Origin of the sequence: Sphingopyxis sp. KK2, assembly GCF_001990265.1 — a bacterium.
In the GTDB taxonomy this organism is placed as follows: Bacteria; Pseudomonadota; Alphaproteobacteria; order Sphingomonadales; family Sphingomonadaceae; genus Sphingopyxis.
Genome location: NZ_LYVN01000064.1, coordinates 1 through 20,874, shown reverse-complemented (window position 1 = coordinate 20,874; position 20,874 = coordinate 1). Strand labels below are relative to the sequence as shown.

The window sequence follows — 20,874 nt, the reverse complement described above, 5'->3', positions numbered from 1 at the left end:
TTCGTCTGCCATGTCAGCGGCGGCAGCGGCGCGCGGCTGCTCGCGGCGCTCCACGACCGCGGGGCGCTGACCGCGGCGGTGCATCCCGCGATGACCTTCACCGGCGACGCGGCGCAGGAGACCCAGCGCATGGCGGGCGCCTGTTTCGCGATCACCGCCCCCGACGCCGAGGCGCTCGCCGAGGCGCGCACGCTGGTGGGCCTGCTCGGCGGGGTCGCGGTCGAAGTCGCCGAGGACCACCGCGCGCTCTATCACGCCGCGCTCTGCCACGCGGCGAACCATCTCGTCACGCTGATGGCTGGCGCGTCGCACGCGCTGCGCGTCGCGGGCGCCGATGAGCCCGAGGCGCTGCTCGCGCCGCTGGTCCGCGCGGCACTGGAAAACAGCCTCGCGCGTGGTTTCGGCGCGCTGTCAGGGCCGCTGCTGCGCGGCGACGGCGCGACGATCGCGGCGCATCTCACGGCGATCGCCCGCGATTGTCCCGAGATGCTGCCCGCCTATCGCGCGATGGCGACCGCGACGATCGACGAACTGGCGCGCACGGGCGCAGCGCCGTCGCCGGCGCTGCGCACCCTGCTCACCGGCTGACGCCCTTTAGTGTCGCGCGAGTTCGTCGCGGCCGACGACCATATAATGGACCTCGTCGGGTCCGTCGGCGAAGCGCAGATGGCGGACATCGGCATAAAGTTCGGCGAGCGGCGTCCAGTGCGAGATGCCGGTGGCGCCGTGGATCTGGATCGCCTGATCGATGATCTGGCACGCGCGTTCGGGGATCATCGCCTTGGCCATGCTGACCCAGACGCGCGCCTCGCGGTTGCCGAGCAGGTCCATCGCCTTGGCGGCCTTGAGCACGATCAGGCGCATCGCCTCGATATCGCAGCGCGCCCGCGCGATGACCTCGAGGTTCTTGCCGAGCTGCGACAGCGGCCGGCCGAAGGCGGTGCGCGAATTGCCGCGCTTCACCATCAGGTCGAGCGCGACCTCGGCCTTGCCGATCGTGCGCATGCAGTGATGGATGCGGCCCGGGCCGAGGCGCATCTGCGAAATTTCGAAGCCCCTGCCTTCGCCGAGCAGGATATTCTCGCGCGGCACGCGGACATTGTCGAAGCGCATGTGCATATGCCCCTGCGGCGCATGGTCGGCGCCGAAGACGCGCATCGGCCCCAGCACCTGCACCCCCGGCGTGTCCATCGGCACCAGGATCTGCGAATGCTGTCCCTTGCGCGACGCTTCGGGATTGGTCTTGAGCATGCAGATCAGAATCTTGCAGCGCGGATCGCCCGCGCCGCTGATGAAATATTTCTCTCCGTTGATGACCCACTCGTTGCCGTCGAGCACCGCGCTGGTTTCGAGGTTGCTCGCGTCGGATGAGGCAACGCCGGGCTCGGTCATCACATAGGCCGAGCGGATCTCGCCGTTGAGCAGCGGTTTCAGCCAGCGGTCCTTCTGCTCGGGGGTGCCGACCATTTCGAGCACTTCCATATTGCCCGTATCGGGCGCCGAACAGTTCAGCGATTCGGATGCGAGCGGCGACTTGCCGAGTTCGGCGGCGATATAGGCATAGTCGAGGTTGCTGAGCGGGGTGCCTGTGTCGCCGTGCGGCAGGAAGAAGTTCCACAGGCCGGCGGCCTTCGCCTTGTTCTTTGCGCCTTCGAGCAGTTCGAGCTGGCCGGGCGCCCAGCTCCAGCGGTCGGTCCGATTCTCGCCGAGCTTGAAGAACTCCTCGGTGATCGGGTCGACATTCTCGGCGATATGGCGCTTCACGGCCTCGAACAAAGGCTGCGCCTCCTTCGACATGCGCAGGTCGTTCAGTTCGGCTTGGAGTTCGATCTCGGTCATTCATGGCTCTCCCGGTGGAATGGGCGCGAGGCTAGCGCCTCCACGGCATGAATGAAAATGATAGCTTCGAATATCGCACATTCGTCCGGTGAATGACTATTCGGGTCCCGTCATTGCGTTGATCAGGAGCGCGCGCAGCCAGGCATGGCCGGGGTCGGCCTGTGCCGCCTGGTGCCAGTAGAGATGGCTGCCGCCGCGTTCGACCGCCAGCGGCAGGTCGAAGATCTGCATCGGTTCCATCGCGCCGAGCACCGCAGCGTGCGAGCGCGGCAGGGCGAAGAGCATGTCGGTCGCGGCGATGACCTGCCAGGCGGTGATCGCATGCTGGCAGCGCACCGCGACGCGCCGGCGCAGCCCCATGCGGTCGAGTGCGATATCCTCGATCCCCGGGCCATGCGGCCGCGGCGTCGCGACGACATGGTCGAGCGCGAGATAGGTGTCGAGATCGAGCGCGCCGTCGATGCGCGGATGCCCGTAGCGCGCGGCGACGACGAGCGGTTCGGTGCCCAGATAATGGCTGCGCAGTCGCTCGTCGGCGGGCAGCGCGACGTCGAGCGCGAAATCGAGATCGCCATTGGCGAGCATCATCGCGAGGTCGCGGCGGCGGAACGAGATGCTGGCGAGCGTGGCCTGCGGCGCTTCGCGCCGCACCCGCGCGACCAAAGCGGCAAAGCGCGGCATCTCGCCCGACAGGCGGACGCCGATGCGAAAGTCGCGCGTCGTCGCGGCGGGGTCGAAGGCGCTCGCGGCATCGAGCGCGGCGTCGAGCCCGCGCAGCGCCTCGCGCACCGGCCCCGCGATCGCGCGCGCGGCGGGGGTGGGAAGCAGCCGGTTGCCCTGCCGCACGAACAAAGGATCGTCGAAGATATCGCGCAGCTTGGCGAGCGCATGGCTGATCGCGGGCTGCGACAGGTTCAGGTGCCGCGCCGCCGCCGACACGCCGCCCTTGGCAAAGATCGCATCGAAGATGCGCAGCAGGTTGAGGTCGAACCGGGCCAGATTCCGCATGGACCTCTCCTTTGCCGGGGTCAGGCGGTCGCCGTCCGCCGATAGCGGAAATACCAGACCTCATGGCCCTGCGCTCGGGCCTTCGCCTCGTAGCGCGTTTCGGGCCAGCCCGCAGGGCGGGTCAGGAAGTCCTTGGCGTCCTTCGCGAGCCACTCGAACTGGTGGCGATGGCGGCGCATCACCATCAGCGCATGTTCGAGATAGACGGGATGGTCGGTACCGAAGCGGAACTCGCCGCCGGGCTTGAGCTTTGCCGCGATCAGGTCCAGCGGGCCGTCGTTCATCATCCGCCGCTTCGCATGCCGCGCCTTGGGCCAGGGGTCGGGGTGGAGCAGATAGGCGAAGCTGAGCGCCCCGTCGGGAATGCGCCGCAGCACTTCGAGCGCGTCGCCATGGTGGATGCGGACATTGCCGAGCGGCAGGCTCGCGCCATGGTCGCCCGCGACATGGACGAGCGCCTGCGCCACACCGTTGATGAAGGGTTCGGCCCCGATGAAACCATGATCGGGCAGCATGTCGGCGCGCCCCGCCATATGCTCGCCGCCGCCGAAGCCGATCTCGAAATGCAGCGGGCGATCTTCACCGAACAGCGCCGCGGCGGTGACGTCGCCTTCGACCGGTACGGCGATTTGCGGGAGCAGCGTATCGACCAGATCCTGCTGGCCCGCGCGCAGCGGCTTGCCTTTGGAACGGCCGTAGAGGCGGTTGATCGTCGTCGGATCGCCGGGCTTGTAAGCAGTCATGGCGCGCGCGTTAGCGCGGTGTCCGGCGCGGCGAAAGCGCTTAATCCCTATTTGATGCTGCTGTTGATCTCGACCGTGCGATCCTTGCCCCAGGTCGACACGGTGCTGGCGCGGCGGTTGGCATTGACGATGTCGGCGGCGCGATCGGGCGAGGGCAGGCGGTCCTGCGCGACGAAATTGACATCCTCCGCCGCGGTGTGGAGCGTCACGCTGTACCGCGGTTTCGCCTTTTTCCCCTCGATTTCGGCCATGATCGTGTTCACGCCCGACAGGCCGACCGAGACGCCATTGCCATTGTCGCCGAAGGTCAGGAGATAGGCGTCGGTCGCTTCGCCGGCGCGATAGGTCGCGACATTATTGTCCATCTGGCGGTCGCGGCACCATTGGACGGGGGACGTCGGCCCGGGGTCTTTCTCGTCCGAATCGACATTCGCTGCCGCCGAGACGAGGGCGGCCGCCAATATCTCTTCCATGCCGCCGCCGATCATATCCTTCGATTTCTTGTCGAAGGCGAGCGGTGCGGGGCAGGGGATGACGGGCAGCGCGGCGGGGGCGCCGGCGGCCTGCTGCGGCCAGCGGATCTCAGCGAGCAGGCTGTCGACCAGCGTGTCGAGTTCGGCGGGCGTGCGGCGCTGCGACGAGACGCGCAGCTTCACATACCAGTCGCCGACCGGGGCGAGCACGACCGCGGTGCTGGTGAAAGGCGCGCCGTCGCCCTGCGGCGCATAGACGGCGCGCAGCCCGCTGGCGACGGTCTGGCCCGGCGGGGCAAAGGCACGCGGCGGTGCGGCGAGTTTCGGCCCGCCATAAATGTCGCGATTCTCGATCGCCCATTGCGCCTGCGCGAACCACACCGGAGCGGCACCATTGGTGTTGCGAAAGACATAGAAGGAGATGAAATCCTCGGCCCCCTCGGGCTCGAACGACAGGCCGACGTCGAGTTCGTCCGGCGCATAGGCCTTGGCCCTCGTCAGCGCATTGCCGCCCAGTGTCGGCGGCACCGTCATCCCGCTATGCGCGTGGGTCCAGGCCTCGCCATGCTTGATCGCGATGTCCTGCTGCGCCGCGGCGGGCGCCGCCTGCACCAGCATGAAGGCCATAATAGAGGCATTAATCCAACGGCTTCGCATGACGACCCTCCCCCGATACGGCCGTCAGGCTGTCAGATCGGGTGCGCCGTGGCAAGCGGCGTCAGCGGACCGGCCAGGTTTCGATCGCCGCGACGGCGCGCTCGGCGGCGGCGAGGTCGAGCACGCGTTGCGGCGTGGGCATATGCGCCTGCGCGACGAGGGTGAAGCTCTTGTTCGCGCCGATCAGGTTGACCGAATAATAGGCGGCGCCGGCCGCGCCCTGCGGCTCGACGGCAAAGGCTTTGCCATTGTCGCCGGTGGCCAGCAGATAGCGGTCGGCGGCGCCGTCGGGACGGTATACCGCGAGATTGCCGCGCACGACCCGGTCGAGGCACCAGCGCGTGCCGACCATGCGCGCCGCCGCGGTCTTGACCCCCGCCGCCAGCGCCGTGTCGGGCAGCGTCGAATCGGCGGCGTCGGGACCGAAGGCGAGCTTCGGCGCGCAGTCGGCGATCGGGCGCACCGCGGGCGCGGTGCCGCGCGGCAGCGTCAGTTCGCCGAGCACACCCTCCATCCAGTCCGACATGTCGGCCGGGGTCAGCGTCGCCGACGTCGCGCGCAGCTTTACATACCAGTCGCCGACCGCGAACAGTGCGACCCCGGTGCTGCGAATGCCCTCGACGTCCTTGGGCGCGAACACCGCCTTGATCCCGCTCGCGGCGCTTTGCCCCGGCGGGGTGAAGGCGACGGGGGGCACGGCGAGCGTCGGGTCGGCGAGGTCGGTGCGCAGGCTGATCGCGCGCTGCGCCTGCGCGAACCAGACGGGCACCGCGCCATTGGTGTTGCGAAAGATATAGACGGTGAGCGCCTCGCGTCCGTCGTCCGACGCGAAATTCTGGCTGATGTCGAGTTCGGGCGCGACGAAGCTCGTCGCGCGGACGCGCGGCAGTTCGTCGAGCGCCGCCGGGATGGCGATGCCGCTATGCGCGTGCGTCCACGGCTTGCCCTCGGCGACGGTCAGGGGTTCCTGCGCGGCGAGGGGCGCTGCGGCCAATGCCGCGGCGGTAAAAATTGCCCGATAGCAGATGCTTGTCATCATCGATCCTCCCGCCCCCCGACGCGATAGCTGTCAGAAGGCGGGGGCGATGGCAAGCGAGCCTTGCGCTCGCTTATTCGGCGAGCGCAGCCTTGAGCTTGTCGACGAGGTCGGTGCGCTCCCACGGGAAGGCGTCGCCCGTCGCGGTGCGGCCGAAATGGCCATAGGCGGCGGTCTGCCGGTAGATCGGCTTGTTGAGGCCGAGGTGGGTGCGGATGCCCTTCGGCGTCAGCTTGACGAGCTGCGGGATCACCGCCTCGATGCGGCCTTCGTCGACGGTGCCGGTGCCGTGCAGGTCGACATAGATCGACAGCGGCTCGGCGACGCCGATCGCATAGCTCAGCTGGATCGTGCAGCGGCGCGCGAGGCCCGCGGCGACGATGTTCTTGGCGAGATAGCGGGTGATATAGGCGGCCGAACGGTCGACCTTGGTCGGGTCCTTGCCGCTGAACGCGCCGCCGCCGTGCGGGCTGGCGCCGCCATAGGTGTCGACGATGATCTTGCGGCCGGTCAGGCCGGCGTCGCCATCGGGGCCGCCGATCTCGAAACGGCCGGTCGGGTTGATGTGATAGACGGTGTTCGCGGTGAGCAGCTCGGCGGGGAGCAGCTCGGCGACGACGCCCTTCACATAGTCGCGCAGCTCGGCGTACTTCGCTTCATCGCCTTCGCCATTGTGGAAATAATAGCCCGGCGCATGCTGGGTCGATACGACGATCGCGGTCGCCTCGACCGGGCGCTCATTGGCGTAGCGCAACGTGACCTGGCTCTTGGCGTCGGGTTCGAGGAAGGGCGCGGTGCCCGCCTTGCGGTCGGCGGCCATGCGCTCGAGGATCTTGTGGCTGTAGTCGAGCGTCGCGGGCATCAAATCGGGGGTCTCGTCCGACGCATAGCCGAACATGATGCCCTGGTCGCCGGCGCCTTCGTCCTTGTCGCCGCTCTCGTCGACGCCCTGCGCGATATGCGCCGACTGGCCGTGGAGGTTATTCTCGAAGCGGAAGCTTTCCCAGTGGAAGCCATCCTGTTCGTAGCCGATTTCCTTGACCGTGTTCCGCACGGTGGCTTCGATTTCCTCGAGCGCGCCCGGCGCCCATTCGCCGTTCTCGAAGACGCCCTTGCAGCGGATTTCGCCGGCGAGGACGACGAGCTGGGTGGTGGTCAGCGTTTCACAGGCGACGCGCGCTTCGGGGTCCTTCGACAGGAACAGGTCGACGATCGAATCGCTGATCTGGTCCGCGACCTTGTCGGGATGGCCTTCGGAGACGCTTTCGGACGTGAAGAGGAAGCTGTTGCGCATGGGAGCCTTCTTGGAACGAATATAAAGGAAGCTTTATGTGTGGGTCGTGCTGTTAACGCCCGCGCCGCCGAAAGGCAATGGCGAGCACGAGCAAGAGCAGCGCGAAGGCGACGGGCAGCACATTGCCATGGCGCGCGAACAACGTCGGGGCGTGCGCGGGGGGCAGGACGGTATCGATCCGTCCCGGCTGGTGCATCGGGATCGAATCGAGGATGCGGCCGTTGGCGTCGATCACCGCGCTGATCCCGGTCGGGGTCGAGCGGATGACGGGCAGCCCTTCCTCGATCGCGCGCAGCCGCGCCTGCGCCAGATGCTGCGGCGGACCCCATGACCCGAACCAGGCATCGTTCGACGGGTTGAAGATGAAATCGGGGCGGTGGTCGCGGTCGACGACCTGCCCCGAAAAGATGATCTCGTAACAGATCTGCAGCCCCGCCTTGCCGAAGCGGCCGAGGTCGAGCGTGTGCGGGCCGGGGCCGGGCCAGAAATCGATGTCGCCGGGCGCGAGCCGCGACAGGCCGATCGCCGACAGCACCGGCCGCATCGGCAGATATTCGCCATAGGGGACAAGATGCGACTTGTCGTATCGCGGGCCGAGCGTGCCGTCGCCATGCACGGTCATCACGGCGTTGCGCGCACCGACGACGTCGCCCGTCTGGTCGAGCTCGAGCTTGAGCGCGCCGAGCAGCATCACGTCGTCGGGGTTCATCAGCGCGACGAGCCGCCCGCGCGCTTCGGCGGGCGAGCGGTCGTAATAGACGAGCGGATAGCCGGTCTCGAGATAGTCGGGCACCGCCGCTTCGGGCCACAGGATCAGGCGCGGGGTGTCGTTTTCGGGCGCGGTGAGACGGGCCAATTTGGCGAAATTGGTGTCGGCCTTGCTACCCTCCCACTTGTCTTCCTGCCCGACATTGGGCTGGACGACGGTGATCGGCGCGCCGGTCTTGCCGGCGGCGGCGCTGCCACCCGAAAAATAGGCGAGCCCGAGCAACACGGCGGCGTAGAGTGCCATGATCGCGATGTTGCGCAAATGCGGCGGCGCCACCAGCGGCGCGCCGCGCATGTCTTCGTCGAGCTTCGCCTGCCGCGCCGCCTCGCGCTCCTCGGCCCCCACGAACAGCCAGTCGACGATCAGCGGCACGATGAAGCCCGCCGCCAGGATGATCAGCGCGCTGGCGCCATAGCTGCCGACCAGCGTCAGCACATCGACGAAGGGAATGACGCCCTGGGCGAGGTTGGGCCAGGTCGCGATCAGCGGGTTCCACGCAAAACCGGTGAAGACCCAGCTGCGCAGCCATTCGGTCAGCGTCCAGAGCGCAGCGAAGGCGAGGATGAACGAGAGCGAGGCGGCCGTGCCCGCGCCGCCCCTGAAGCGTGCGACCATCCATGCGCCCCACGCCGCGAGCGCGGGATAGACCGCCAGGTACAGCGCCAGCAGCACCACCGCGATCCAGCCGAGCCACGCCGGCATCGCCGCCTGATAGGTGAAGGCGGTCGCGATCCAGTTCAGCCCGATGGTGAAATGCCCGACCCCGAAGGCCCAGCCGGTCCCGAAAGCGCGCCGTCCCTTGCCGCTGCGCGCGACCAGCACCATCCATCCCGCCAGCGCGATCAGCGTCAGCGGCCAGAAGTGGAGCGGGGCGAAACCCGTCGCCGACACGGCGCCGAGCAGCAGGGCGATCAGCTTGGGCCAGCGGTCGGCGAAAGCGGCGATGCGGGGGGATAGCGCGGTCACGCGCGCTGCTTTAGCGGCGCGGCGATGCACCCACAATGGCGCTTGCCAAGCCGGTGGCATTTCGCCAGCATTCGGCCAGGGTCGCGCCTTCTTGGGAGGCGCCAATGTTCTGGACCATTTTTGCGCTGCTGGCGGGCAGTCATGTCGATCTGGTCAATAATCCGGCCGAACTGCGCGTCTGCGCCGCCGCAGCCGAGATGTCGGCGCAGCAGGCCGAACGGAACGGCGCGGACAGTTTCGACGTCGCGCTGAACCGCGCTGTGGCGAAAATCTATGTCGACCGGCTGCGCGAACTTGGCGCCCACGACACCGCTGCGCTGGCGGCGGTGCAAAAGGGGCTCGGCGACTCCCCCGAGGAAATGGCACTTTACGAGAAATGCCAGACGATCGTGGCTTCGATGCCCGCCGACGGAACGCTGCTCGAAGGCGCGCAAGCCGCCGATGCGCCGGGTGCGGGCGACGCGGTGTCGGCGATCGATGCGGCGGCCGAGGCGGCCGAAGCCGCCGAGGAGGGCGCGGCGGCCTATGACGGCGCGCCGATCCTCGCCGCACTGTCCGAACCGCGACGCGGCGAGGTGCGCTGCGCGACGATCGCCAGCGCGCTGATGTACGATGTCGGGCGCGGTGTGTCGGACAATTATTATGGCCTCACCGCCGAGAGTGCCGAAACGCTGGCGGGGCGGCTGGCCGAGGCGATCATGGCGGAAACGGGAATGAGCGAGGCCGAGGTCCGCGCCGCTTACAAGGCCGATTTCGAGGAATTCACCTTTGGCATGCTCGGTGAGGGGCAGGATGAAAAGACCGCGCAGGCGATGGTCGAGGCGGGGGTCGAACAATGCCGGCCGCTCTATGACAGCATCGACCTGTCGGGCGACGGCGACGGTGTGGTGACGGGGCTGGCGCCGGTGGCCATGCTCGGCGGCGGGGCCGCGCCGACGACCGCGCAATGCTATGCGATGCTTGCGGCGTTCCACCGCGACATGGAGGAAGGGAGCAAGGAGGCCGATGCGTTCGGCGACATGACCGCCGCGCTCGTCAAGCGCTTCTACCGTGAATGGGGAGACCGGCCGGGTGCCGCCGCGGCGCTGGCCGAGGCGGCACAATTCGACGCTGCGGCGTTCGAAGCGCTGACCGAGGAACAGGCCGAAAACCGGATGAGCTTCTGCTTCGGGCTTGCCGAGAGCTAGAGCATATATTTCATCTTGATCGACTGGCTGGTGTCGCCGGTCACAGCGAAACTCGCCGATTTGAAACTCGGCGGGCCGACGGTGATCGTCGGGTTGCGCGAAAAGCCGAAGCCTTCCTTGGGCAGGAAGATCGCGGTATCCATCTTGTTGTTGCTGTTCTCGTCATGGACGACCGCGATCGCATAGGTGCCCGCCCCGGGCGCCGCGACCTTGAAGCGCGCGGCGTCGGCCGCCTTCACCGCCATCTTCACCGACGCCTTGTCCTTGCTGCAATCGGGAAAGGCCTTGCGGTTGGTGGTCAGGCATACCAGCACCTGACCCTTCATGTTGCGTAGCCCCGTGACGCTGACGTCGATGCTAGGGGGCGGGGCGCTCGCCGCGGTCAGCGACATCAAAGCGACCAAGCCCCAGGTCGGTGCCGCACGCCTTGTCCCAGAAACGGAAATAAAGCCCATAATTCCCCCGATAAGCGGCATGATGCTGCTGGTGGTGCGTCGCGGTTATCAGCCAGCGCCCTGCCGGTCCATGAACAAGCGCACGCGGGAACATCTCCCACCCCATATGATTGCCGACCCCCATCACCGTCATGATCGTCAAGACGAGGCCGAGCACCGCGACATGGATCGGGACCAGGAAGACGAGCGCGGGGATGACCACCGCGCCGGTGATCGCTTCGACGGGGTGGAAACTCATCGCTGCCCAGGCGGTCGGCGGGCGGCTGTCGTGGTGGACGGCATGCGCGATGCGAAACCAGCGCGGCCGGTGCATCCAGCGGTGGGTCCAATAGAACCATGTGTCGTGGATCAGCAGATAGGCGAAGAGGCTGACCGGCAGATACCAGAGCGGGTAATCGCCGATATCGGTGTAGATGCGCGTCCAGCCATGTTGCTGCCACCCCCAGGCGACAATCCCGGCGGGCACGCCGTAGATGGCGGCGCTCGCAAGGCTCCAGCCGAGCTCGCGCTTCATCTGGCGTTCGAGCCCACGATAGAGGCCGGGGTGTTTGATCCGCGTCGCGAGTGCGAAGCCGCCGCTGCTGATGAGGTAACGCACCCCGACGATGGCGGTCATCGCGAGGGCAGAGAGCAGGATGGCGAGCGCAGCGTCCATTCGCCCGGGGATAGCGGGTGCACGCCATGGCGCAATCGCTTTGCGCCCCGCGCCCGGCCCGGCTAGGGCAGGGGCATGACCCGGGCCACCCCCTCTTGCGACATCGCCATCGTCGGCGGCGGGCTTGCCGGCGGGCTGGCGGCCTTGGCCCTCGCGGCGAAGCGTCCCGACCTCGACGTACGGCTGATCGAGCCCGAGGCGATCGGCGGCAATCATATCTGGTCCTTTTTCGATGGCGACATCGCCGAAAAGGACCGCTGGCTCGTCGCGCCGCTCGTGCGCCATTACTGGCACGGCTATGACGTGCATTTCCCGCATCATCGCCGCACCTTGCGCATGGGGTATAAGAGCATCACCGGCGAGGCGCTGGCCGAGGCGGTCGCCGCGGCGCTGCCCAAGGGGCGCATCGTCGCCGACCGCGCCAAGCATGTTGCGCCCGATCATGTGCTTTTCAGTCGCGGCGGGCGGCTCGACGCGAAGCATGTCATCGACGCGCGCGGCGCCGGCAACCTCAATGCACTGACCTGCGGCTGGCAGAAATTCGTCGGGCAGGCGCTGACGGTGAAGGGCGGCCATGGCCTTGCCCACCCCGTGGTGATGGACGCGCGTGTGGCGCAGCTCGACGGCTATCGTTTCATCTACCTCTTGCCCTTCGACGAGGAGACGGTGTTCGTCGAGGACACCTATTACAGCGACAGCCCCGACCTCGACGCCGAACTGATCCGCGAGCGCATCGGTGCTTATGCCGCGTGGCGCGGGTGGGATGTGACCGGCGTGACGCGCGAGGAAACCGGCGTGCTGCCGGTGGTGATCGCGGGCGAGTTCGATCGCTTCTGGCCCGAGGGCGACCGGGTCGGCCGGATCGGGACGCGCGCCGGGGCGTTTCACGCGACCACCGGTTATTCGCTGCCCGATGCGGTGCGGACCGCTGCGGCGCTGCCGGGGCTGGTCGACGGCGCCGACCTGCCCGCGAAACTGCGCGATCGGGCGGCGCGCGCCTGGCGGCGCCAGCGCTTCTATCGCCTGCTCGACACGATGCTGTTCCGCGCCGCCGAACCCGCGCAGCGCGTGCGCATCTTCGAGCGCTTCTATCGCCTGTCGCCGCGGCTGATCTCGCGCTTCTACGCCGGACAATCGACGCGCGGCGACAAGCTGCGGGTCCTGTCGGGCAAGCCGCCGGTGCCGATCGGCCGCGCGCTGAGCGCGGTGCGAAAGCTGGACTGGAAATAATGAAGAAAGCCATCGTCATCGGCGCCGGTTTCGGCGGCCTTGCGCTCGCGATCCGCCTCCAGTCCGCGGGCGTCGCCACGACCGTCGTCGAGGCGCGCGACAAGCCGGGCGGGCGCGCCTATCACTGGCAAAAGGACGGCTTCACCTTCGATGCCGGCCCGACTGTGATCACCGATCCGCCGTGCCTGCACGAGCTTTGGGCGCTCAGCGGGCACGACATGGCCGCCGACGTCGATCTCGTCCCCGTCATGCCCTTCTACCGGCTGAACTGGCCCGACGGGACGAATTTCGACTATTCGAACGACGAAGCCGCGCTCGCGGCCGAGATCGCGAAGCTCAACCCCGCCGATGTCGCAGGCTATGAGAAATTCCTGACCTATTCGAAGGGGGTCTATGAGCAGGGCTATGTGAAGCTCGGTTCGGTCGCCTTCCTCGACTTCGCCGCGATGATCAAGGCGGCGCCGGCGCTGATGAAATATCAGGCGTGGCGCAGCGTCTATTCGATCGTGTCCTCCTATGTGGAGGACGAACGGCTGCGGCAGGCCTTGTCGTTCCATACGCTGCTCGTCGGCGGCAATCCGATGACGACGAGCAGTATCTATGCGCTGATCCACACGATCGAAAAGGACGGCGGCGTCTGGTTTGCGCGCGGCGGCACCAATGCGCTGGTGAGCGGCATGGTGCGGTTGTTCGAGCGGCTCGGCGGAACGCTGCGCCTCGGCGACCCGGTGACGAAAATCGAAACGGCGGGCGACCGCGCGACGGGCGTCGTCACCGCGAGCGGCTGGCACGGCGCCGCCGACATGGTCGCGACCAACGGCGATTTGATGCACAGCTATCGCGACCTGCTGGGTCACAAGCGTGGGGCGAAGGTCGCGAAAAGCCTCGCGCGCAAGCGCTGGTCGCCGTCGCTGTTCGTCGTGCATTTCGGGGTGAAGGGCGATTATCCCGATATCGCGCACCACAGCATAATCTTCGGGCCGCGCTACAAGGGGCTGCTTGACGACATCTACAAGAATGGCGTCGTGCCCGAAGATTTCTCGCTTTACCTCCACCATCCCAGCGCCACCGACCCCGGCATGGCGCCGCCGGGCCATGCGAGCTTCTATGCGCTCGCCCCCGTCGCGCATCTCGGCAAGGCGCAGGCCGACTGGGACGGCGCGTTCGGGCGGCAGTTCGCCGATGCGATATTGGCCGAGGTCGAGGCACGCGTGCTCCCCGGCTTGCGCGACAATCTGGTCACCAGCCTCCACTATACCCCCGCCGATTTCGGCCGCGACCTGTCGGCGCATCTCGGCAGCGCGTTCAGCCTCGAGCCCGTGCTGTGGCAGAGCGCCTGGTTCCGTGCGCATAACCGCGACGATGTGATCGACAATCTCTATTTCGTCGGCGCAGGCACGCATCCGGGCGCCGGTATTCCGGGGGTGGTCGGCAGTGCGAAGGCGACGGCTGCATTGATGCTCGAAAGCCTGTAGAGGCTTTACTTTCCCGTCGTTCGCGCGAAGGCGGGAGTCCAGCTTTCCGCCTTCGACTATGATAGAGTGACCGAATGAAACGCCTTGCCGTCTATTGTGGCTCCGCCACCCCCGCCGACCCGATCTATATCGACACCGCGCGCCATGTCGGACGCACCCTCGCCGAAAAGGGCATCGGGGTCGTCTATGGCGGCGGCCGGCTCGGGCTGATGGGCGCGATCGCCGACAGTGCGTTGGAAGCCGGCGGCGAGGTGATCGGCGTGATCCCCGAGGCGCTCGTCGGGACCGAGGTCGCGCACACCGGCTGCACCGAACTCCACGTCGTCAGCGGCATGCACGAACGCAAGCGCATGTTCACCGATCTGTCGGACGGCTTCCTCACCATCCCCGGCGGGGTCGGCACGATGGACGAATTGTGGGAAGCGATCAGTTGGGCGCAGCTTGGCTATCATGCCAAGCCGGTCGGGCTGCTCAACGCCGCGGGCTTCTACAACGATCTGATCGCCTTCAATCGCAATATGATCGAGGTCGGCTTCATCCGCCCCGCGCATGCCGGGATCATGATCGTCGACGCGGGGCTCGAACCCTTGCTCGACAAGATGGCGGCCTATGAGCCGCATGCTCCGATCTTCGCGATGAAGGCCGACGATCTCTAGATGGAGGGCGCGGGGGGCTATGACGCGCACGACCTGCACGGCTTCGCGCACGACAGCATCGCGCGCGGCTCGAAAAGCTTCGCCCTCGCCAGCCAGCTGTTCGATCGCGAAACGCGCGAGCGCGTCTGGCTCCTCTATGCCTGGTGCCGTGCCGCCGACGACCTGACCGACGGGCAGGATCATGGCGGGACGATGACGCCCGGCCATGATGCGAAAGCCGCAGTCGCGCGCATCCGGGCGCTGACCGACAAGGCCTATGCCGGCGAGCCGACCGGCGACCCGGCGTTCGACGGTCTCGGTCATCTGCTCACCGAAGTCGCGATCCCGCGCGCCGTCATCGACGACATCATCGCGGGCTTCGAGCTCGACGCCGCCGACTGGCGCCCGCGCAGCGAGGCGGACCTGCTGCGCTATGCCTATCATGTCGCGGGCGCGGTCGGGGTCGCGATGGCGCTGGTGATGGGCATCGACCCGCGCGACGAAACGACGCTCGACCGCGCCTCGGACCTCGGCATCGCGTTTCAGCTCGCCAATATCGCGCGCGACGTCGCCGAGGATGCCGCCGCCGACCGCTGTTACCTGCCGGTCGAATGGATGGTCGAGCTCGACATCCCGCCCGGCCAGCACATGCACCCCGCCTTCCGCTCGCGGCTGTCGGTGATGGCGAAATGGCTGGCCGAAATGGCCGAGGAATATGAGGCGTCGGCGCGCTGGGGCGCGCGCAAGCTGCCGCCGCGCAGTCGCTGGGCGGTGCTCGCCGCGGCGGGTATTTACGGGGATATCGCGCGCGAGGTGCGCGCGCGCGGCGACCATGCGTGGGACCATCGCGCCGGCAGCTCGCTGTTCGCGAAATTGGGCTGGGTCGCGCGCGCGGGCTGGTCGGTGCTGCGCCGCCCGCCGCAGCGGCGGATCAGTCGCGACGGGCTGTGGACGCGGCCGCGGCTGGAGCCGATGGGATGAGCCAGCTCGAATGGCTGGCCGCCGCGCTGGTGCTGATCAACGTCGCGCTCGTCGCGCTGCGCAGCGTGTGGAACTACCCCTTCGCGCTCGCCGCGGTCAGCGTTTACGCGGTCGTGTTCTTCGAGGCCAAGCTCTACAGCGACATGCTGCTCCAGGGCTTTTTCTTCGCGCTCAACCTCTATGGCTGGGCGGCGTGGATGCGCGCGCGCGAAGACAGCGGCGTGCCGGTCGGTTGGATGACCGACCGCGCGCGGATGATCTGGGGGATTGCCACCGTCGCGGCGTGGATCGTCTGGAGCTTCCTGATGCAGCGCTACACCGATGCCGTTGCGCCATGGATCGACGGCGCGATCGCGATGCTCAGCATCACCGCGCAGTGGCTGCTCGCGCGGCGGCGGGTCGAAAGCTGGTGGCTGTGGATCCTCGTCGACCTGATCGCGGTCCCGCTCTTCGCGTCGCGCGGGCTCTACGCGACGAGCATCGTCTATGTGCTGCTGCTCGGCCTGTCGATCGACGGGCTGATCCAGTGGCGGCGCAGCGCGGCCGAGGGCGCGCGGGCATGACGCGCCAGATCTGCCTGCACGGGGCCGAGAGTACGGGAAAATCGGCGCTGGCGCCGCGACTGGCGAAGGCGCTCGGCGGCGTGGTCGTGCCCGAATATGGCCGCAGCTATGCCGAGGCGCATGGCACCGACCTCGACGCCGACGACCTGCTCGCGATCTTCGCCGGCCATGTCGCCGCGACGCGGGTGGCGCTGGCGGTCGGGCCCGACTGGCTGGTTTCGGATACCGATCCGCTGATGACGCAGGCGTGGGCGCTGATGCTGCTCGGACGCCGCCTGCCCGAGATCGACGCCTGGACCGACGTCGCCGATCTCTATCTGGTCCCCGCGATGGACCTGCCCTGGCAGGAAGACGGCACGCGGCTGTTCGGCAGCGATTCGGCGCGGCGCCAGTTCATGGACGTCGCCATCGCCGAACTCGACCGCCGCAATCTGCGCTGGGCGTGGGTCGAGGGCGAGGGCGACGCGCGGCTGCAAAGCGCGCTGGCGGCGATTCAGGCGGCGGGACTCACCGCGTAGCGATCGCGCAATTCGCGCTTGAGCACCTTGCCGATCGGGCTGCGCGGCAGTTCGTCCACTTGCGTGATCGCGCTGATCCGCTGGGTCTTGCCGACCTTGGCATTGCAGTCGGCGCGCACGCTCTCCGCATCGGCGCCGTCCTTCAGCACCACGAACGCCACCGGCGTCTCGCCCCATTCCTCGCTCGGCATGCCGACGACGGCGGCTTCGACGACGCGGTCGTCGGCGAGCAGGATGCCCTCGAGGTCGCTCGGGAAGATGTTGAAGCCGCCCGAGATGATCATGTCCTTGGCGCGGTCCATCAGGGTCAGGAAACCGTCCTCGTCGATCCGCCCGATGTCGCCGTGGCGATAGAAGAGGCGGCCGCCCTCATCGTACCAGTGCATCGCCTTGGTCGCGTCGGGGCGGTTGTTGTAGCCGGTCATCATCGCGGGGCTGCTGCCGACGACCTCGCCGACCGACCCCTGCGGCAATTCCTTGCCCTCCTCGTCGATCACCTTGGCGATATGGCCCGGCGCCGGGCGACCGACGGTGTGGAGCTTGTCGGGGAAATGATGCGCCTCGAGGATGAACGAGGCGCCGCCCTCGGTCATGCCATAGATTTCGACGAGACCGCCGGGCCAGCGCTTGAGTACGTCGGCCTTCAGCGTCGCCGCGAAGGGCGCCGAGGTGCAATATTTCATCACGAAACTGTCGAGGTCGAAGCTGTCGAAATCCTCGATCGCCATGATGCGGCGATATTGCACCGGCACCAGCATCGTATTCGTCGCGCGTTCGCGGCTTGCGAGTTCGAGGAAGCCGCGCGCGTCGAATTTCTTCATCAGCACGACCTGCCCGCCCGACCCGACGGTGGGCAGGAAGCTCGCCATCGTGGTGTTCGAATAGAGCGGGGTCGACAGGATCGTCACCGCGTCGCGGCCATAGGCGGGGGCGCCGCGCTGGATATGCTGCCAGCGCATCGCATGACTGTGGACGATGCCCTTGGGCGTGCCCGTCGTGCCCGACGAATAGATGATGTTGAACCCGTCTTCGGGTCGAATGTCGACCGGTGCGGGCTTGTCGCCGGCGAGCGCGAGCCAGGCGTCTATCGGCGTGCCGGCGTCGCCGCCGTCCATCGCGACGCGGTCGCTCGCGGTCACGACCTGCCCTTCCAGGCTCGCCGATGCGGCGCTGTCGAGGAACAGGTGGCGCGCGCCGGTATCGGCGATCATCGCCGCCATTTGTTCGCCGGTCGCGCTGTTGGTGATCAGCCCGGCGACCCCGCCGGCGCGCAGCGTACCGAGGATTACTGCCATCTGCTCGACGCTGTTCAGTCCCGCGATCGCGGTGCGGTCGCCCTTGGCGAAGCCGTCCTGCTGCAGCCGAGCCGCGATACGATCGATCAATGCGTCCAGTTCGGACCAGCTCAGCCGTCGCACCGGATCGGCGGCGGCTATGGCATCGGGACGGTCGGCGGCATGGGCGCGGACGAGGTCGGGCAGGGTGGCGAAATCGCCGGCGAGCAGGTCTTCGGTCGAGGTCATGACGCGATTCGTTAGCACAGCGGTGACAGGGTGCAACGGACCGAAGCGGGGACCGGCCGAATTAACGTCGAGGCGAAGGGAGGTGCGGTTGGGGCAGAGCGACGACCGCGCCGCGACCGGTCCGCCGCCGCTGGTCGCTATCCACCATGCCGTCGCGGCGCGCGCCGAGCGGCTGGCGCGCGACCTTTTCGCGGCGGGATTTCGCACCGTGCTGCTACCGTCGCTCGCGACCGGCGCCGGGGCCTGGCGCGACTGCTGCTTCGACCTGATCGCATTCGACCCCTTTGGCGATTCGCATGCGGCGGCCGATCTGGTCGGCGTGGCGCGCGCGATCGCGGCGCGGCGGCCGCTGCTGATCCTGTCCGACCGCGACAGCCGCGCGCACCGGATGCTCGCGCTGGGCGCCGGCGCCGACGATGCCGTGGGCTGGGCCGACGACCCGGCCGAGGTGGTCGCGCGTATCGCGGGACTGCTGCGCCGCAGCCGGATGGCGGCGGGGCAGCTGGGCGAGGGCGAGTTGCGCATCGACCTGATCGACCGCCGCGTCGAGCGCGCGGGGTGCGAGATTCGCCTGCCGCTGCGCGAATTCGACCTGCTCGCCAACCTCGCGCGCGTTCCCGACCGGCCGGTGTCGCGCGTCGCGCTGTTGAAGGCGGTGTGGCGGATCGATTTCGACCCCGGCACCAACCGCGTCGAGGTGCATATGTCGCGGCTGCGCGCCAAGGTCGACCGCGGCTTCGGCTGGCCGATGCTCTGCACGGTCAAGGGACATGGCTATGCGCTGCGCTCGCGGCCGGAGGACCCCGGCTGACGGCGCGGTCATTGGCATGATCTGGTCACGGCTTTTGACGGATCTTGCGCGGACGGCGCGAAGCGACGCGTCATCGCCCGCCGTCGCTTGACCAAAAGTTTCAGCTTGCTACTGACTTCGGACATAAAGAAACCAATAACCCCTGTTGGAGAGGCCCCTCGATGCATCCGTCCGTCCATGCGCGTACCAATCCCGACAAACCCGCAATCATCGTTGCCGAGACCGGCGCGACGATCAGCTATGGCGAACTCGACGCCGCTTCGAACCGCGTCGCGCAATTGTTCCGCGCGCATGGGCTCGGCCATGACGATGTCGTTGCCTATATGCTCGACAATACCCCCGATTATTACGGGCTGACCTGGGGCGCGCAGCGCGCGGGGCTGCGTTATGTTTGCATCTCGTCGCGGCTGACGCAGGACGAGACCGACTATATCCTCGAAAATTCGGGCGCGAAGCTGCTCGTCGTGTCGGCCAGCCTCGCCGAGGCGGCGCAGGCGCTGACCACCGGGATCGAGCGGTTCGCGATGGGCGGCGCCATCGCCGGCTACAAGAGCTGGGAAGAGGCGGTGGCCGCGATGCCCGCGACGCCGATCGCCGACGAACGCGCCGGGGTCGACATGCTCTATTCGTCGGGTACCACCGGCCGGCCCAAGGGCGTGCGCGTGCCACTGCCCGAGGATCCGGCGATCGACGCGACGAACAGCCTGGTGATGCTCGCCGCCGCGGTGTTCCAGATGAACGCCGACAGCATCTATCTGTCGCCCGCGCCGCTCTATCACGCTGCGCCGCTGCGCTGGTCGATGACCGTCCATCGCCTCGGCGGCACCGTCGTGCTGATGAAGAAATTCGATCCCGAGGCGGCGCTGTCGCATATCGAAAAATATGGCGTGAACAGCAGCCAGTGGGTGCCGACGCATTTCGTGCGCATGCTCAAATTGCCCGAGGATGTGCGCAGCAAATATGATGTCTCGTCGATGAAGGTCGCGATCCACGCTGCGGCGCCGTGCCCGATCCCGGTCAAGCAGGCGATGATCGAATGGTGGGGGCCGGTGCTTTTCGAATATTATGCCGGGTCCGAAGGCAATGGCATGACCTTCGTCTCCAGCGCCGACTGGCTGACCCACAAGGGCACCGTCGGCCGCCCGATCCTCGGTGCGGTCCATATCATGGGCGAAGACAATGAGACCGAGCTCGGCCCGAACGAGGAAGGCTGCGTCTTCTTCGAAAGCGAGAATGTGTTCGAATATCACGGCGACAACGAAAAGACCGCGTCGAGCCGCAATTCGAAGGGCTGGTCGACGCTCGGCGATGTCGGCAAGGTCGACGACGAAGGCTTCCTCTACCTCACCGACCGCAAGAGCTTCATGATCATCACCGGCGGCGTGAACGTCTATCCGCAGGAGATCGAGAATCATCTCGTCACCCATCCCGCGGTCGCCGACGTCGCGGTCGTCGGCGGCCCGCACGACGATTTCGGCGAGGAGGTGATCGCGGTGATCCAGCCCGCCGACATGGCCGATGCGGGCGACGCGCTGCGCGACGAACTCATTGCTTATGCGCGCGAAAAACTGTCCGGCGTGAAAATCCCCCGCCGCATCGATTTCATGGAAGCGCTACCCCGTCATGACACGGGCAAGCTATACAAGCGCCTGCTCCGCGACCAATATTGGGCGCGGACGAATTGACCGCGCGAGTCGGCGGCAGTCCGACGGCCTGCCGCCCTCCCCGGATGCAGGAGGCTGAACAATGAACAAGGCAATGATGACGGCGGGCATGCTGGCGCTCGCCGTGGGCCTGGCCGGTTGCGGCAAGAAGGACGCGCCGCCGCCCGCCGACCAGACCGCCGCGGCCGATCCCGCCGCGACCCCGGCCGCGCCGGTTCCCGCAGCGGCGCCGGCGGCGATCCCGATCGATCCCGCGAAGCCCAATGCGTGCAACAAGCTGACCGACGTCAAGCTGGCGGCGACGGTCGATGCCGCGACCAAGACGCTGAAGATCAGCGGGACCGCCAATTCGCCGGTCGCGGGCTATGCCACCGCGCTGCAGGCGGGGCCGC

At 67.6% G+C, this 20,874-nt stretch carries 21 protein-coding genes; 11 read left to right on the top strand and 10 right to left on the bottom strand.

What is annotated here, in order from left to right:
- On the top strand, window positions 1–588 hold a 588-nt coding region (locus B1A78_RS12130; RefSeq protein ID WP_144037799.1), incomplete at its 5' end, for a DUF2520 domain-containing protein.
- Window positions 589–594: 6 nt separating this feature from the next.
- Here the strand turns inward: B1A78_RS12130 and B1A78_RS12125 are convergent.
- From B1A78_RS12125 to lnt, 7 genes are all read right to left on the bottom strand, one after another.
- The gene (locus tag B1A78_RS12125) at window positions 595–1,839 is read right to left on the bottom strand and encodes an acyl-CoA dehydrogenase family protein (protein WP_077147221.1); all 1,245 of its coding nucleotides are present in this window, start codon (window positions 1,837–1,839) and stop codon (window positions 595–597) included.
- 96 nt (window positions 1,840–1,935) lie between these two features.
- Window positions 1,936–2,847, bottom strand: coding sequence for a LysR family transcriptional regulator (locus B1A78_RS12120; protein WP_077147220.1), 912 nt, complete (start codon window positions 2,845–2,847; stop codon window positions 1,936–1,938).
- 20 nt (window positions 2,848–2,867) lie between these two features.
- The gene (locus tag B1A78_RS12115; protein ID WP_077147219.1) at window positions 2,868–3,590 is read right to left on the bottom strand and encodes a tRNA (guanosine(46)-N(7))-methyltransferase TrmB; all 723 of its coding nucleotides are present in this window, start codon (window positions 3,588–3,590) and stop codon (window positions 2,868–2,870) included.
- A 47-nt stretch (window positions 3,591–3,637) separates the two neighbouring features.
- Window positions 3,638–4,690 (bottom strand): hypothetical protein, encoded by a 1,053-nt coding sequence (locus B1A78_RS12110; protein ID WP_077147218.1) that lies wholly within the window; start codon window positions 4,688–4,690, stop codon window positions 3,638–3,640.
- Between the two features lie 91 nt (window positions 4,691–4,781).
- Window positions 4,782–5,759: a hypothetical protein gene (locus tag B1A78_RS12105; RefSeq protein WP_077147217.1), complete on the bottom strand. Its 978-nt coding sequence runs from the start codon at window positions 5,757–5,759 to the stop codon at window positions 4,782–4,784.
- 70 nt (window positions 5,760–5,829) lie between these two features.
- Window positions 5,830–7,050, bottom strand: coding sequence for a methionine adenosyltransferase (gene metK / locus B1A78_RS12100; RefSeq protein ID WP_077147216.1), 1,221 nt, complete (start codon window positions 7,048–7,050; stop codon window positions 5,830–5,832).
- A 52-nt stretch (window positions 7,051–7,102) separates the two neighbouring features.
- Window positions 7,103–8,785 carry an apolipoprotein N-acyltransferase gene (gene lnt / locus B1A78_RS12095; protein WP_077147215.1) on the bottom strand — a complete coding sequence of 561 codons (1,683 nt, stop codon included), beginning with the start codon at window positions 8,783–8,785 and terminating at the stop codon, window positions 7,103–7,105.
- Window positions 8,786–8,889: 104 nt separating this feature from the next.
- Between lnt and B1A78_RS22665 the strand changes: the two genes are divergently transcribed.
- Entirely contained in the window at window positions 8,890–9,972 is a 1,083-nt protein-coding gene (locus B1A78_RS22665) for a hypothetical protein (RefSeq protein ID WP_077147214.1), read from the top strand.
- On the opposite strand, the gene B1A78_RS12085 is transcribed toward B1A78_RS22665, so the two are convergent.
- Window positions 9,969–10,364 carry a DUF2141 domain-containing protein gene (locus B1A78_RS12085; protein ID WP_077147213.1) on the bottom strand — a complete coding sequence of 132 codons (396 nt, stop codon included), beginning with the start codon at window positions 10,362–10,364 and terminating at the stop codon, window positions 9,969–9,971. The genes B1A78_RS22665 and B1A78_RS12085 overlap by 4 nt on opposite strands.
- Window positions 10,330–11,082 carry a sterol desaturase family protein gene (locus B1A78_RS12080; protein WP_077147212.1) on the bottom strand — a complete coding sequence of 251 codons (753 nt, stop codon included), beginning with the start codon at window positions 11,080–11,082 and terminating at the stop codon, window positions 10,330–10,332. Before B1A78_RS12080 ends, B1A78_RS12085 begins: the two co-directional genes overlap by 35 nt.
- Before the next feature lie 75 nt (window positions 11,083–11,157).
- Here B1A78_RS12080 and crtY point away from each other — a divergent pair, with 75 nt between their 5' ends.
- The 6 genes from crtY (at window position 11,158) to B1A78_RS12050 (ending at window position 16,484) form a co-directional block, all read left to right on the top strand.
- Window positions 11,158–12,312 carry a lycopene beta-cyclase CrtY gene (gene crtY, locus B1A78_RS12075; protein ID WP_077147211.1) on the top strand — a complete coding sequence of 385 codons (1,155 nt, stop codon included), beginning with the start codon at window positions 11,158–11,160 and terminating at the stop codon, window positions 12,310–12,312.
- A complete protein-coding gene (locus B1A78_RS12070) occupies window positions 12,309–13,787 on the top strand; it encodes a phytoene desaturase (RefSeq protein WP_077147223.1) in 1,479 nt (492 codons plus the stop codon). The genes crtY and B1A78_RS12070 overlap by 4 nt, the downstream gene beginning before the upstream one ends.
- A 74-nt stretch (window positions 13,788–13,861) precedes the next feature.
- Window positions 13,862–14,443 carry a TIGR00730 family Rossman fold protein gene (locus B1A78_RS12065; RefSeq protein ID WP_077147210.1) on the top strand — a complete coding sequence of 194 codons (582 nt, stop codon included), beginning with the start codon at window positions 13,862–13,864 and terminating at the stop codon, window positions 14,441–14,443.
- Window positions 14,444–15,403, top strand: a complete 960-nt coding sequence (locus B1A78_RS12060; RefSeq protein ID WP_077147209.1) for a phytoene/squalene synthase family protein — start codon at window positions 14,444–14,446, stop codon at window positions 15,401–15,403. It abuts the gene before it with no gap.
- Window positions 15,400–15,966 carry a nicotinamide riboside transporter PnuC gene (gene pnuC, locus B1A78_RS12055; RefSeq protein ID WP_077147208.1) on the top strand — a complete coding sequence of 189 codons (567 nt, stop codon included), beginning with the start codon at window positions 15,400–15,402 and terminating at the stop codon, window positions 15,964–15,966. The genes B1A78_RS12060 and pnuC overlap by 4 nt, the downstream gene beginning before the upstream one ends.
- A complete protein-coding gene (locus B1A78_RS12050) occupies window positions 15,963–16,484 on the top strand; it encodes an AAA family ATPase (protein WP_077147222.1) in 522 nt (173 codons plus the stop codon). Before pnuC ends, B1A78_RS12050 begins: the two co-directional genes overlap by 4 nt.
- On the opposite strand, the gene B1A78_RS12045 is transcribed toward B1A78_RS12050, so the two are convergent.
- Entirely contained in the window at window positions 16,460–18,007 is a 1,548-nt protein-coding gene (locus B1A78_RS12045) for a class I adenylate-forming enzyme family protein (RefSeq protein ID WP_077147207.1), read from the bottom strand. The two genes, B1A78_RS12050 and B1A78_RS12045, sit on opposite strands and share 25 nt — an antisense overlap.
- 88 nt (window positions 18,008–18,095) lie before the next feature.
- Here B1A78_RS12045 and B1A78_RS23120 point away from each other — a divergent pair, with 88 nt between their 5' ends.
- The 3 genes from B1A78_RS23120 to B1A78_RS22660 all read left to right on the top strand — a co-directional run.
- Window positions 18,096–18,818 carry a response regulator transcription factor gene (locus B1A78_RS23120; RefSeq protein ID WP_077147206.1) on the top strand — a complete coding sequence of 241 codons (723 nt, stop codon included), beginning with the start codon at window positions 18,096–18,098 and terminating at the stop codon, window positions 18,816–18,818.
- A 161-nt stretch (window positions 18,819–18,979) separates the two neighbouring features.
- Window positions 18,980–20,503, top strand: coding sequence for an acyl-CoA synthetase (locus tag B1A78_RS12035; RefSeq protein ID WP_077147205.1), 1,524 nt, complete (start codon window positions 18,980–18,982; stop codon window positions 20,501–20,503).
- Between the two features lie 61 nt (window positions 20,504–20,564).
- Window positions 20,565–20,874, top strand: a 310-nt coding sequence (locus B1A78_RS22660) for a hypothetical protein (protein ID WP_218667973.1), incomplete at its 3' end; no start/stop codon positions are given.